Annotated in this window: 6 protein-coding genes; 3 read left to right on the top strand and 3 right to left on the bottom strand. The window is 72.5% G+C overall.

Translation table 11 applies throughout. The annotated features are described in order from the left end of the window. Positions 1-110 precede the first annotated feature (110 nt). Positions 111-3,245, top strand: coding sequence for a putative bifunctional diguanylate cyclase/phosphodiesterase (locus tag ACFTWP_RS05200; RefSeq protein WP_380262872.1), 3,135 nt, complete (start codon positions 111-113; stop codon positions 3,243-3,245). A 140-nt stretch (positions 3,246-3,385) separates the two neighbouring features. Here ACFTWP_RS05200 and ACFTWP_RS05205 read toward each other — a convergent pair whose 3' ends face one another. Further along, entirely contained in the window at positions 3,386-5,290 is a 1,905-nt protein-coding gene (locus ACFTWP_RS05205; protein ID WP_380262874.1) for an OmpL47-type beta-barrel domain-containing protein, read from the bottom strand. Positions 5,291-5,825: 535 nt separating this feature from the next. On the opposite strand from ACFTWP_RS05205, the gene ACFTWP_RS05210 reads away from it, so the two are divergent. Further along, positions 5,826-7,097 carry a glycosyltransferase 87 family protein gene (locus tag ACFTWP_RS05210; RefSeq protein ID WP_380262876.1) on the top strand — a complete coding sequence of 424 codons (1,272 nt, stop codon included), beginning with the start codon at positions 5,826-5,828 and terminating at the stop codon, positions 7,095-7,097. 1 nt (position 7,098) lies between these two features. Beyond that, the gene (locus tag ACFTWP_RS05215) at positions 7,099-8,709 is read left to right on the top strand and encodes a DUF2079 domain-containing protein (RefSeq protein ID WP_380262878.1); all 1,611 of its coding nucleotides are present in this window, start codon (positions 7,099-7,101) and stop codon (positions 8,707-8,709) included. Positions 8,710-8,759: 50 nt separating this feature from the next. On the opposite strand, the gene ACFTWP_RS05220 is transcribed toward ACFTWP_RS05215, so the two are convergent. After that, entirely contained in the window at positions 8,760-12,758 is a 3,999-nt protein-coding gene (locus ACFTWP_RS05220; protein WP_380262880.1) for a tetratricopeptide repeat protein, read from the bottom strand. Between the two features lie 227 nt (positions 12,759-12,985). After that, positions 12,986-13,315, bottom strand: coding sequence for a trypco2 family protein (locus ACFTWP_RS05225; RefSeq protein ID WP_380262882.1), 330 nt, complete (start codon positions 13,313-13,315; stop codon positions 12,986-12,988). Positions 13,316-14,134 lie beyond the last annotated feature (819 nt).

Raw genomic sequence — 14,134 nt, forward strand, 5'->3', positions numbered from 1 at the left:
GACTATATCCAGCAATGGGGAGTTGTGTATGCTAAGTGGGCCCGACCGGTGGCCCACCCTCCTTGCATCGACCTTCCCGCGGACCAGTGCCGCAAAGGGGGGAGAGTGCTTTGACACCTCGCCGACAGCGCTTGATGGCCTGTTACTTCGCCTGGATGGCACTGCTCACCGTCATCTATTACATGTACCCCGGCGGACGCATCGTCTGGTGGACGGGAATCGGACTCAGCGGGGTCGCCGCCATCATCGTGGGGGCCCGCGTCAACCGCCCCGCACACGCACTTCCCTGGTATTTCCTGGCCGCCGCCAATTTCAGTTTCACGGCCGGCGAGGTCGTCCAGGTCATCCTGACGAATTACCTGCACCAGACGAATTTCCCGTCGATCGCCGACGGCTTCTATCTGGCGGAGTTCGTGCTCTACGCGCTGGGCGTCCTCGGGTTCATCCGGTGGCGGACGGCCCATCAGGACCGCGGCAGCCTCATCGACGCACTGACCCTGACGGTCGGTCTCGCGCTGCTCTCCTGGATCTACCTGATCCTCCCCTACACCCGCGACCCCGAACTGACCTGGGTGCAGCGGGCCATCTCGATCGCCTACCCGCTCGGGGACGTCCTGGTGCTGGCGATGCTGCTGCGCCTGCTCGTGCCCCGCGGGGGCAAGAGCCGCTCCCTGCAGCTGCTGACCGCCGGCACCATCGGCATCCTGGTCTCCGACGTGCTGTACGGGCTGATCCTGCTGCACGGCACCTGGAGCATCGGCACCCCCGTCGACCTGGGCTGGGCCGCCTTCTACGCGCTCTGGGGCGCGGCCGCCCTGCACCCGTCGATGGTCGAGCTCACCGAGCCGATCCCGGTCCAGCCCACCCACATCACCCGCGGCCGGATCGCCCTGCTCGCCTTCGCCTCACTGATCGCCCCGGCCGTCCTGCTGATCGAGGTGTCCCACGGGGACAACAGCCACGCGGGGGTGATCGCGGCCTTCTCCGCGGTGCTCTTCCTGCTCGTCCTCGCCCGGCTCTCGGGCGTGGTGCTGGTCCACCGGCAGGCCCTCGACCGGGAGCGCGTGCTCCGCGCCGCCGGCGCCGAACTCAGCTCGGCGGTCACCGTGGACGAGGTCACGGACGCCGTGCGCACCGCCGTCTCCACGCTGATGCCGGACACCCCCCACCACGTCGTCACGCTCGCCCTCGGCGAGGACCGCGGCCTGGCCGACGAGGGGCTGCCGGCCGAGGTCGCGGTGGGCGAGACCCGGCTGCTGCCCGCCCCGGCCGAGGCCGGCGGATCGCGGCTGCTGCCGGCCCAGGCCTTCGGCGGGGAGCTGGCGCAACTGCTCCACGGCATGCCCCGGGCACTGGTCTGCCCGCTGGCCCTGGAGGAGCGGCCGTCCGGCGACAACCTGGTCGGCGTGCTGATCGTCGGCGGGACGGAGCAGCGGCTCGCCGCCTTACGCAGCTCCCTGGAGATCCTCGCCGCCCAGTCGGCACTGGCCGTCGAGCGGGTCATCCTCAGCCAGGAGATCAACGCCCGCAACAGCGAGGCCTACTTCCGCACCCTGGTGCAGAGCGCCTCCGACGTCATCCTGATCCTCAACGAGGACGACACCGTCCGCTACGCCAGCTCCTCGGCCGAGCGGGTCCTCGGCCACCCGGGCCTGGTCGGCGCCCGGCTGACCGACCTCGTCCCGCCCGAGGACAGCCACACCGTCGTCCTCGCGCTGGCCCGGATGCGCCGGGGCGACCGCGACCGCCCCGAACAGCGCGAGCACTGGCGGCTGCTGCGCGGCGACCACCGGAGCATCGAGGTCGAGGTGCGCTCCAACGACCTCCGGGACGATCCGACCGTCGACGGCCTGGTCCTCACCCTGCGTGACGTAACCGACCAGCGGCAGATGGAGCGCGAACTCACCCACCGGGCCTTCCACGACTCGCTGACCGGCCTGGCCAACCGGGTGCTCTTCCAGGACCGCGTCAGCCACGCCCTCACCCGCAGTCAGCGCCGGGGCACCGTGACCGGCGTGCTCTTCCTCGACCTGGACGACTTCAAGGTGGTCAACGACACCCAGGGCCACGGCGTCGGGGACGAACTGCTGGTCGCCGTCTCGCTGCGGGTCTCCACCGCGCTGCGGACCTCCGACACCGCGGCCCGCCTCGGCGGCGACGAGTTCGCCGTCCTGGTCGAGGACGCCCGCTCGCCGGCCGACGTCGGCGGGATCGCCGACAGCGTGCTGGCGGCGTTCGCCGAGCCGTTCCGGCTCAGCGCCGGCGCCGTCCGGGTGTCCGCCAGCGTCGGCGTGGCCACCACCGAGGACAGCATCGACTCCACCGAACTGCTCAGCCACGCCGACCTCGCGCTCTACTCGGCCAAGGCCTCCGGCAAGCGCCAGTGGTGCCAGTACCAGCCCGCCCTGCAGGCCGGCCTCGCGGAGCGGCACGAGCTCAACGAGAGCCTCGACTCGGCGATCTCCGAGTCGGCCTTCACCCTCTACTACCAGCCCATCGTGGACCTCGCGGGCGGTGGGCTGGTGGCCTTCGAGGCGCTGGTCCGCTGGCCGCACGCCCGCCGCGGCATGGTGCCGCCGGAGGAGTTCATCGCGCTGGCCGAGGAGAGCGGCCAGATCGTGCCGCTCGGCGCCTGGGTGCTGGAGCACGCCGCCGCCGAGACCACCCGGTGGCAGCGGATGAGCCTCGCCCCCCGGGCCGTCCGGGGCCGAGCGCCGCTGCACGTCAGCGTGAACGTCTCGGCCCGGCAGTTCCGCGACGCCGGCTTCGTCGACACCGTGCGGCAGATCATCGACACCTCGGGCATCCAGCCCGACTCGCTCATCCTCGAACTCACCGAGAGCGTCCTGATGCGCCGCGACGACCGGGTCCGGGCCGACATGGCCGTGCTCAGCGACCTCGGGGTGCGGATCGCCATCGACGACTTCGGGACGGGCTACTCCTCGCTCAGCTACCTGCGGGAGTTCCCGATCTCGCTGCTGAAGATCGACAAGTCCTTCATCGACGGACTCGGCGTCTCCCAGCAGCAGTACGCCCTGGTCGAGGGCATCACCCGGATCGCCGACACGCTGGGCGTGCAGGTCATCGCCGAGGGCATCGAGACCACCGCCCAGCGCGACCTCCTCGCCGCCATGGGCTGCCCGCTCGGCCAGGGCTACCTCTTCGCCCAGCCGCTGACGGTCGACCAGGCCGGCGCCCTGGTGCGGGAGGACGCCGCCCTGGTCGGCCTGCCCGAGCACTCCTGACGGCCGCCCGCCCCGGACGTGCGCGAACCCCCGGACCGGGATCGGTCCGGGGGTTCGACGGGGGTCGGTTCAGCGTCGCGCGGATCCGCGGCGCTCCGGCGCCCCGCGCGGGGCGCGGCTCCGGAGCGCGGCGGCCCCCGTCACGACGTCCGGTGCCAGCCCTCCTCCTCGCACTCGATCCGCAGGACCAGCGACCGGTCCTCCTCGTGGTTCTGCGCGAGGTCGATCGAGCGGTACAGCAGCGTGTGCTCGCCGTCACCGCTCACCCTGACCGGCCCGGTGTACTCGGTCCAGCCGGCGCCGTCGAGGTCGTACTCCGTCCTCGCCACCCCGGAGAGGTCGTCCGTCGCGGTGAGCGTGACGGTGACGTCCTCGCGGAAGACCCCGTGCTTCGACGCGTGCGGGTGCGTCGTCGCCTCGGTGACGGGCGCCGTGGTGTCCACCGGGAGGTCCATCATGGCCTCCTCCATGGACAGCTCGTCGTCCTTGGTCGGCGCCGGGACGCCGGCCGGGCTGCCGGGGTGGCTGATCGAGCCGCCGCGCAGCTGGAGGGCGCTCCAGTCGTCGAAACCGCCGAGCGTGGTGATCGCGTTGTCGTTGTTGGTGTCGAAGGCGACGGGCACCTGGCTGATCGTGCCGTCGCAGTCCCAGTCGACCTGCCCGGTGCTCGACGGCACCGTGACGAAGGCACCGCCCCCGGTGCGGTTCGGGCAGTAGTGGCTGACGTCGTAGCCCTTGCTGGTGGGCGGGTACTGCCGCTCGTTCAGGGTGTTCTCGTTGAGCGGCACCTGCTGGCGGGCGAAGTCCATCAGCCCGCCGGTGGTGCCGGAGGTCAGGCCCATCTGGTACGAGTAGTTCATCACGCTGAAGTACTGCGGCTTGTGGTTCGGCGTGCTGGCGTTGCCGCCGTGCAGCAGGCCGAGGTTGTGGCCCAGCTCGTGCATGAACGTCCCGGCCTGCTGGTTGACCGTCCCGACGCTGTTGGCGAAGCTGCCCAGGCTGACGATGAAGTCACTGGCCGGAGCGCCCGCGGAGATGCCGCTGGAGGTGGACCCGGCCTCCAGGTTGTGGGCCGAGACGGCGTAGTGGAAGATCGACGACCGCCCGGTGCTGACGAAGCCTCCGGTGGCCGCCTTCAGGGCGTTGAAGGCCGTCCACTGGTACATCTTGTTCGCGTCCGCCGTCCCGAGGTTGGCGACCTCGGTCTGCGACTTCGCCCTGCTGAGGTCGCCCCAGGTCGTGTTGGTCGCGAAGTTGAGGATGCTGTTCGGGCCGGCGTCGACGTGCAGGTTGATCCCGGTGGTCGGGGAGTGCCGGTTGAACGGCGAGTTCGCGAACGCGTCGACCACCCGCCTGATCGCCGCCGGGTCCAGTGCGTGGCTGTGGGTGGTGTCGGCCATCCAGTCGAGCTGCACGAAGATGTCCGGCTTGTTCACGTCCGCGCCCATCTTGGGCAGGTCGATGAACTTCGCGGGACTGCCGTCCCCCGGGGTGATGGTGACGCCGTTGCGCTTCCAGTCGTCGGGGATCCCGTCGCAGGTGGTGGAGTTGCAGTCGAAGGTGAACCGGACGGCCGCCCCCGCGCCGTCGCCGCCGCTGTGGCTCACCACGTAGCCGGTGGAGGCCGCCTCGGTGTAGGTGTTCGGCGCGACGATCGGGACGTTCCACCCCACCCGGACGGTCGTGGCGGCACTCTCGCCGGCGATCTGGTAGACGACCGTCCCCTCGGTGCCGGCGGGGTCGTCGCAGGCGGCGGCGGTCCACTGGCCGGTGGTGCCCGCGTCGATCCGCCCGGGCACGAACGGGGTGACGCAGCCGTGCGGCACGGTGACGCTGAGCCCGATCAGATCGCGGTCGCTGTTGTTCACGAAGGAGACGGTCACGATGCCGCCCTCCCGGCGCGCGGCAGCCGCGGCCGGAGTGATGGCGGCAACGGCCGTGAGCAGGGCGAGGGCCAGCACGAACACCGCCGCGAGCCCACTTCGCCGGGGCGTGCCGGAGGTGGCCGGGCCACTCGCGGCACCGAGAGAACGTTCTGTATTCATACGGTCACGCTAAGCTCGCGCTTGACTGTGGCCGGTCACGGCTCGGCGCGATGTCACCCCGTTGGACGCCGAGCGGACGCCGGACGGTCGCCCGACCGGTGCCCGACGGCGGGATCGGCGCGAGGGGCACGCCGGTGCCCGACGGCCGGGCCGACGGATCCGGACACGGCGGCACGGTCGCCGTCCACAGCCTGTGGAGAACTCCGGCGCCGAGGACGCGGCCCGGCCCGCACCCCGGCCGGGCTCCGGCCCGCCTCCCCCTGGAGCGCCCTCCCCCGACCGACCGGTCGAGGACGAAGCGCCCCGCCCTCGCGGGCCCGAACCCGACCCGGAAGCCCCGACGCACCCCGGCCCCGCCACGCCGAAGGTGTTACGCCACGGTGACGCAGGACGTGACCTGAGTCGCGGTCCGCATCCGAGGGGTCGGATATCGTGTTCGGATCCAGACGCTGACGCGGGATCGATCTGGCTAGCTCAGCGGGGTGCCATCGAGGTGCGCGGGTTCGGTCCGGAGCGTTGGGCACGACAGGCGGACGTGGCGGACCCCACCGGCACACCCGCACGCCGGCAGCCGGCGGCGAGCGCCACCACCACCGCCGCCTGCGCGGCGACCATCTCGCTGGCCGTGTACGCCGTGGTCCGGCACTTCCAGCAGACGTCCATGGTCGACATGCTCGTCTACCGGGCCGAGGGCGCCGCCGTCGTCAGCGGCAGCGACCTGTACGCGATGCGGCTGCCCGGCTGGGACCTGCCCGCCACCTACCCGCCCTTCGCCGCGATGCTCTTCGTGCCCAGCACCTGGTTCGAGATCGGCACCCTGCGGGTCCTGGTGATGCTCGCCAACACGGTCCTGCTCGCCCTGGTCGCCCTCCTGTCCTTCCGGCTGGTCGGCTGGCCCGGAGCACGCCACCGCGCCGCCGCCGTACTGCTCGCCACGGGCTTCGGGGTCTGGCTGGAGCCGGTGTTCACCACCCTCCAGTACGGACAGGTCAACCTCGGCATCCTCTGCCTGGTCCTCTGGGACCTCGGCCGGCCGGACCGCAGCCGGTCCAAGGGCGTGGGCATCGGCCTGGCCGTCGCCATCAAGATCACCCCCGGCCTGTTCGCCGTCTACCTGCTGCTCACCGGGCGGATCAGGGCGGCCGCGGTCTCCGGCGCGACCTTCCTGGCCGCCACCCTGCTCGGCGCGCTCGCACTGCCCGGCGCCTCGTACGGCTTCTGGACGAAGTACCTCTGGGATCCCCGCCGCGTCGGCGTCACCGAACTGGTCGACAACCAGTCGCTGAAGGGCGCCGTCTCCCGGCTGCTCGACACCAACAACCCGGGCCCGGCCGGACTGGCCGCCTGCGCCGTCGCCGGACTCCTCGGCCTCGCCGTGGCCGTCCTCGCGGGCCGCTCCGGCGCGACCCTGCGCCGGGCCGAGGCCTGGGGCGTCGTCTGCACCGCACTGACCGCCCTGCTGATCTCCCCGATCAGCTGGACCCACCACTGGGTCTGGTGCCTCCCCCTGCTCGTCCTCCTCGCCGCCGAGGCCACCGACGGCCGCCGGCGCGCCCTGCTCGGCCTCACGCTGGCCGCGTTCCTCTCGTACGCCATGTGGCTGGTGCCGCTCAGCCGGGGCCTGGGCCTCCCCTGGTACTGGCAGCTGCCCTCCTCGGTGTACGCGCCCCTCGCAGTCGCACTCCTGACCGTCGTGGGACTGCGCCTGCACCGCGTGCGAGGACGGTCCGACCTCGATGCCGAGGCCGCCCGGCTCCTGCGACGTGTCGACCTGGAGCAGGACGCTTCACTGACGAATCAGAAGTGACATGACGACTCACACGGAAACCAGGCCCACCCCCGCCCGGACGCGCACCGGCGCCCGCACCCGGGCGACCCTCGCCCTCCCGGCGGCCCGGCGCACCCTCCTGCTCAGCGCGCTCTGCTTCACCGTCATGTGCGCCATCGGGCTGCAGGGCTGGAGCTCCGTGTCACTGGGCGGGTTCGACCTCGGCATCTTCGACCAGGGCGTCCGGGGCTACGCGCACTTCGGCCTGCCCGTCTCCTCGCTGAAGAGCTACCACCACGCGTTCCCGCCCGGCTTCTCCCTGCTCGGCGACCACTTCTCGCCCGTCCTCGCCCTGCTCGCCCCGCTCTACTGGCTCTGGGACGACCCCCGGTCACTGATCGTCGGTCAGGCCCTGCTCTTCGCCGCCGGAGTGCCGCTGATCCGCCGGATCACCGCTCACTGCTTCGCGGCCGGCGACCCGCGGCTCGCCCGCCGGGCCGCCGACCTGGCCGGCCTCGTCCACGCGCTCGGCTGGCCGCTGCTGATCGCCGCCCGGGTCGGCTTCCACGAGGTGGCCTTCGCGGTACCGCTGACCCTGCTGATGCTGGAGCGCGGCCTGGCCCGCCGGTACCGCACGGTCGTGCTCGCCGCCGTGCTGCTCTGCTGCACCAAGGAGGACCTCGGCCTGATGGTCGCCGCCTACGGCCTGGTGCTGCTGCTGCGCACCCGCCGCACGGGGGACGCCGCGGGCCGGTGGACGGGCCTCGGCCTGCTGCTGGGCGGACCACTGGCCTCGGCCGTCGCCATCCGGTGGCTCATCCCGGGCATGGGGGGCGAGCCGGGCTACTACTGGAACTACGGCTCGCTCGGGCCCGACGCGGGCGGCGCCCTGCACAACCTGCTCCGCGACCCGCTCCTGCTGGTGCAGGCCGCCTTCGACCAACCGCTCAAACCGCTGCTGCTGCTCTGGCTCTTCGGCACCCTGTTCCTGCTGCCGCTGCGGTCCGCGACCGTGCTCTGCGCGGTGCCGCTGCTCGCCGAGCGGGTGCTCTCCAGCAACCCCAACCACTGGTCGATCGCCCGGCACTACGACTCCCTGCTCTGGCCGATCCTGCTCACCGCGACGATCGAGGTGCTCGGCAGGCTGACCGCCGACGAGCGGACCGGCCGACGGGCCCGCCGCCTCGGCCTCGCCGCCGCCGTCGTCGCCCTGACCGCCGCCGTGCCCCTGGGCCTGGCCTCACTGGCCGTGCCGGCCTACTGGCAGCCGAAGCCCAGCGAGGCGGCGCTCGTCCGGGCCGCCGCGCTGATCCCGGACGGCGCCTCGGTGGAGGCCGACAACCAGATCGCGCCCCGCCTCACCGCCAGGACGGACGTGGTCCTGGTGGACGAGACGCCCCGAGGACGCGAGTACGTGCTCACCAGGTCGAACAAGCGGTCGTTCCCGTTCGCCACCGACAAGCAGCAGGCCGAACGCATCCAGCTGCTGCTCGCCCACGGCTACCGGCAGATCTGGGCCGAGGACGGCGTCACCCTGCTGCACCGGGAGAGCACCGACCCCGTACCGGGCGAGCACGTCCCGGGCCCCGACAGCAAGCCCGTCCAGGACGTGGTGCCCTCCGACGTCGGCCACAACCTCTTCCGCGGCTGAGCCGGCGGCCCGGCCGGGCACGGGCTGCACCACCACGACCGGCCGGGAGCTCACCCGGCGCCCGGCCGGTCGGCGCCCTGCCCCAGCTTCCCGAGGAGCTCGGTCCTGGCGGCGACGACGGCGTCGCGCAGGGCCTCGAAGGCTCCGGGGAGCCTGCGGACGAGCACCTCGTAGCGCTGCTCCGACTCGGACAACAGCTCCAGTGCACCGGTGAGGTCCTGCTCCTCCTTGTGGTACTCCGCCGCGAGCCAGAGCGCCGCTGCAAGAGGCAGAGCGAGGTACTGCTCGAACGTTCCCGGGTCCCGGGTCGCCACCCGCCGGAAGACCTCCACCGCCTCGTCCACGGCGGCCCGGCCTTCCGGCCACCGCTCGGAGTGCGGTACGAGGCAGCGGGCCAGGTTGTTCAACGCCAGTGCGAGCAGGTGCTCGGAGCCGACCGGATCGGCCTCCGCCACCCTCCGGGAAGTCTCCACCGCCTCCTCCGCGACGGGCAGGACGTCCTCGGTCCTTCCCGCCGCCTCCAGGAGCCCGACCAGCCCGCCGAGCGCGAGCGCGAGTTCGGGTCGGACCGCGGCAGCGGAGTCCTGCGCAGCCCGTCGCCGGCAGAGGGCCACCGCCTCCTCCGTGGCGACGAGTGCCTCCTCGTGGCGTCCCGCCTCCGAAAGGCGCACGCCCTGGGCCGAGAGGGCAACGGCGAGCATGCCCTCGAAGGCGTCCGGACGGTCCGCCGACAGTCGTCGGTAGACCTCCAGTGCCTGCTCGCCGGCTTCGAGGGCACCCTCCCTGTCCCCCGCCTCCGCGGCACGGTCCGCCAGGCCGACGAGCAGACCCGCACGCGCGGGGTCCAACGCCGGGTTGTCCCCCAGCTGCCGGTAGACCGCCTCGGCCTCCCGGGCCAGGGCGAGGGTCTCGTCGTTGCGGCCGACGGAGGGCAGGGCGCCGACCAGGTGCACCAGGGTGAGCGCGAGTTGGTGGGGGCGGGCCGCACCGGGCCGCAGGCCCCGGTAGATCTCCAGCGCCTGCTCCACCGCCCTGACGCCGTCCTCCCGCCGTCCCGCCGCGCGCAGGTGGACACCGAGGCAGAACAGCGCGGCGGCGTGGTCGGGCCGGTGGACGTCGGGGTTCTGCTCCGCGTGGCGCCGGCGGATCTCCACAGCCTCCTCCGTCACCGACAGCGCCCGCGCCGAATCGCCTGCGGTGGACAGGTGGTTGCCGAGGTTCTGCAGTGCGGCGGCCAGGTCCGGCTCATGGACGGCGGGGTACTCCTCGGCCAGCCGCCGGCGCAGCCGGACCGCCTCCTCGACCGCCGCGAGCGCCTTCTCGGGCAGTCCGGCCTCGGAGAGGAAGTTCGCGAGATTGCCCAGGGTGCCGGCGAGATCGGGCTCGTGGCGGGCCGGATTGTCGGCCGCGAGCCTCCGGTAGATGTCGACGGCGGTCTGCTCCGCGGCCAGTGCCTCCTGCCACCTCCCGACGTCGGAGAATCGGACACCCAGGTTGAAGAGCGAGTCGGCGTACTCCGCTTCGCAGGCGGCGGGGTCGATGGCCGCGCGCCGGCGCATGACCTCCGCCGCCCTCTCCTCCGCCGCCAGGGCCTCCGTCCACCGCCCGTTCTCCGACAGCCGGACGCCCATGTTGGAGAGTGATCTGGCGAGGCCGCGCTCATGGGCGGCCTGGTCCTGCCCGGCCAGGCGCTGTTGGATCTCCGCCGCCTCTTCCGCGGCTTCGAGGGCCGGGCCGTGCCGACCGGTCTCGGACCGACGGATGCTGAGGTTCGAGAGCGCCACCGCGAGGACGGACTCGTCGAACGCGGCGTTCGTGCTCGCGATGTCGCGGCAGACCACCACCGACTCCTCCCCCGCCGCCAGGGCCTCGTCCCACCGCCCCAGCTCCGACAGGTAGAAGCCCAGGTTCGAGAGGGACCTGGCGAGCCCGTCCCGGGCCTCGGGATCCTGCGCCGCGTGGCGTCGGTGGATCTCGATCGCCCGACGCTCCTCGGCCGCGGCCCCGGTACGGTCCCCGGCCTCGGCCAGGTAACCGGCGAAACTGGAGAGCACCCTCCCCAGCAGGGCCTCGTGGGTCGCGGGGTCGTCCGCCGCCCTCTGGCGGAGCACGTCCAGCCGGTCCCGGATGAGCTTCATGCCGAGCGGCCGGATGATCCGAGAGGGATTGCCCAGGGCGACCGCGGCGGGGCGCAGGGCCTCGTAGTGGAGGGGCGCCGCCTCCAGTGCGGCGTCCAGGGCCTTCAGCACCGCCTCGCTGCCGGCGGTGCGGCGGTTGTTGTAGTGGGCGACGGCCGAGCGGGCGAGCACGGTGACGACCTGGGCCTGCTGACCGGGCGAGGCGGCGGACAGCAGGGCCGGGAGCCGGATGCTCTTCCTGATGAGCATCTCCGCGGCGTGGAACTCCGCGACCCGGTCGGGCTGGAGGGAGCCCCAGTACCCGTCCGGCCCGGACGGGTACAGGAGGGAGAGCCACCGCACGGCGGCCAGGCTCCGCTCGGCCGGGAGCCCGGTCACCGTCCCGACGACCCCGAGGGCCTCGTCCTCGTCCTCGGCTCCGCACAGGGCCGCCACCGCGACCAGGTGTTTCACCGTCTCGCCGTTCATCCCCAGCCCGAACGCCGGCGCATTGGCGCTGTCGAGCCAGAAGCGTTCCTCGTGCAGCAGCAGGACCTTCTCGGCCGGCGCACCGCGGTCGGCATGGACCGGGGTGGGCCCCTGCTGCAGGAGCGCGGTCAGGGCGGTCATCTGCAGGGTGAGGACGTTCTCGTAGCGGGAGTCGTTCAGATCGTCGACCGGCACCAGGGAGTCGGCGAGCGGGGACCACGCGTGCGCGGGCAGGGACGCGACCGCGGGCAGGAGACGGGCCAGGTCGCGCGCCGAGCTCCGGAACGCCTCCAACCGGTCGTGCGCCGGCCGCCCGCGGGGCATGAGGGGGGCGAGTTCGATGACCGCCGCCGTGTTCAGGACCATCCGGGTGGCGTGCGCGGCGCTCAGTGAGTCGGTGAGCCAGTCGCCGTCGGCCCGGGCGAGCAGCAGCAGCCGGACCCGATGACGCCCCTGGAGGAGCTGCGCCACCAGCCGCCGCACCAGATACGGGCGGGTCTCGGCGTAGTCCACCACCAGCAGCATCGGCAGAGCAGTGGCCAGAGCGCCGAAATCGGTCACCGTCTGGTCGGGGCTGTCGGTGAGATCGGGGCGCAGGTGGCCGGTGACCCAGCCGGCCTGTCCGAGACGCGTGGTCAGTTGCCGGGCGAGGCGGGTCTTGCCCTGACCACCGGGGCCGGTGAGGACACGCGCGGAGAGGGCGGCCGGGCCCTCGGTGCACCACGCCGTCAGCTCCGCCAGCTCGGAGTCCCGCCCGTGGAACGCCACCGCCTCGACGTCGGCCCGCAGGAGGGCGGCAGGGGATGCCACCCGGCGTTCGTGGACCGCGGGGATGAGGAGATGGGCGGGTTCGACGGGTTCGAGGACCGGCTCCCAGCCGCTGTGCTTCTCGACGTACTGACGGAACTCCTCGTCCGCGACGAGGTGCGCGACCTGTGTCGCCGTCAGTCGGGTGCCCCCGGTGGCCCGGCGGTCCTCCCTGATGACTCCGCACAGGAACGGACCCGCGAGGACGGCGGCCCCGGACAGGCCCGACCACACCGTGCCGTTCCCGAGCTGCACTTCGACTGCGGGGATCCCCATCTGACTGGAGATCTCGTAGCGGTGGGCGAGGGAGCCGTTCCCCGGGTTCACCGTGCCGATGACCTGCTCGTCGATCCACCGGCCACCCTTCGCCTTGGCCTGCTTCTGCATGCGGGGGAAACCCGGTACGACCACGCCGTACGGAGCGGACCCGATGAGGTGGCCCCAGCGCTGCGGCGGGCGGGTGCCGATGTCCTCCAGGGATTCCGGGGGCTGCCAGTGGTTGCCCTCGTCGATCTCGACGAGGGCCGCGTCGACGAACTCGTCGTAGCGCTGCCAGAGCACCGTGGCCGCGAACTCCGGGCCGAACGCCTGCCCGTCGCCCTGCTCACCGGGCAGCGCCGGCCGGGGCCGGGACACCGTCGCATCCCCGGGGGCCGGCCCGGCACCGTCCCGGAAGACGTGTGCGGCGGTCAGGACCAGCCGAGGCGCCACCAGAAAACCCGTACCGAAGTCCGCCCCATCCTCCCCCGGCCTGTGATGGCGGACCTGAACAATGCGCTCCAGCTCCACAAGCTCGCGGTCGAAGTCCACGTTCCCCCCTGCTCCCGAGTGCCGTGCCGGGCGGCCCCCGCCGCCGGCAGCTACTAGTCGTCGCGGCTGCTGACCTCGACGGAGCCGCCGCCGATCTGGTGCGCCTCCAAGCGCACCGTCACCTTGTGCGTGGCCTTGTTGGCCTTCTCGTACTTGCCCCCGAACCCGGCGACGCCGAAGCGCAGACTCCCGTCCCCGCCCTTCGTACGGGTCAGTTCCATCCCGAGCTCCAGCGTGATCTCCCCCAGGTTGAACAGCACCCCGGACTCACGTGCGCCGTTCCGGTTGAGCCGGTCCCGGGCCTCGGCGACCTGGCCGCGCAGCAGCGTGATCGCGTCCGCCAGGTCCAGCCATTCCTCCCCCGTACCGTTCGAGCCGCCCATCTCTCCCCCTCCCGCCCGCATCGCTCGCGGGCCCGGTGACACCGATCCCGGGCAGGTGACCCGCGTTCGGTCGGCGCCCGGATGCTGACCGACGCTACCGCGCGTCGCCGGTCACTTTCCGGGTATCACGGGAATTCCTGCCGGGCCGCGGAGCCACCCGTCCGCCCGGGCCGGACGCGCCCAATGATCTTGCATCACCGCCGAGTTGGGCAGCGGAGACATCCGTACGGTTCGACCTGTTCATGACCCCGCCGCCCTCACCCGGGCACGGACCTTCGGCACTGCCCGGAGCCGACGCGCTCGACCGGCCAGGGTCGGGTCCAGAAGCTGCCACCCCGCGTGTTTCAGGTCCATCGCCGCTGCGCTGTGGCACCGCGGGGGGATTGGGCCGCACCATCTGGACTATGGGCCGCTGGCCCGTTCGGATGGTTCTTCTTCATTCGGGCCCAGATGTGCCTTTGGCAGGCAGTTCTGACCATCCGTACGTTGCCGCGATCACAGGCCGTCGCGTAGCGTTCCTGCTGTCGCCGATCAGCGGCCCGGCTCTCCACCCGCCGCGCCCCCGGAACGTCCGGGGCCACTGTGGAAGGGGCCGAGCATGGCGACCAGGGCATGGGAAGCGTTCGACCGATGGTGCAGGCGGTACAAGTACAGCCTGCCGGTCCTGCTGAGCCTCGTCACGCTTGTGGTGAGCGTGATCGTGGCCTAGCCGTCGCTACCGTGCACCCCCGGGCTGGCACAGTCGGGCAGCAGAACGGCCCCCCGCCACAGCGATTGGCGGGGGGCCTCTGCGTGGCCCGGCACGTCCAGATCGAGGCC

This window comes from Kitasatospora sp. NPDC057015 (genome assembly GCF_042673745.1).
Classification (GTDB): Bacteria; Actinomycetota; Actinomycetes; order Streptomycetales; family Streptomycetaceae; genus Kitasatospora.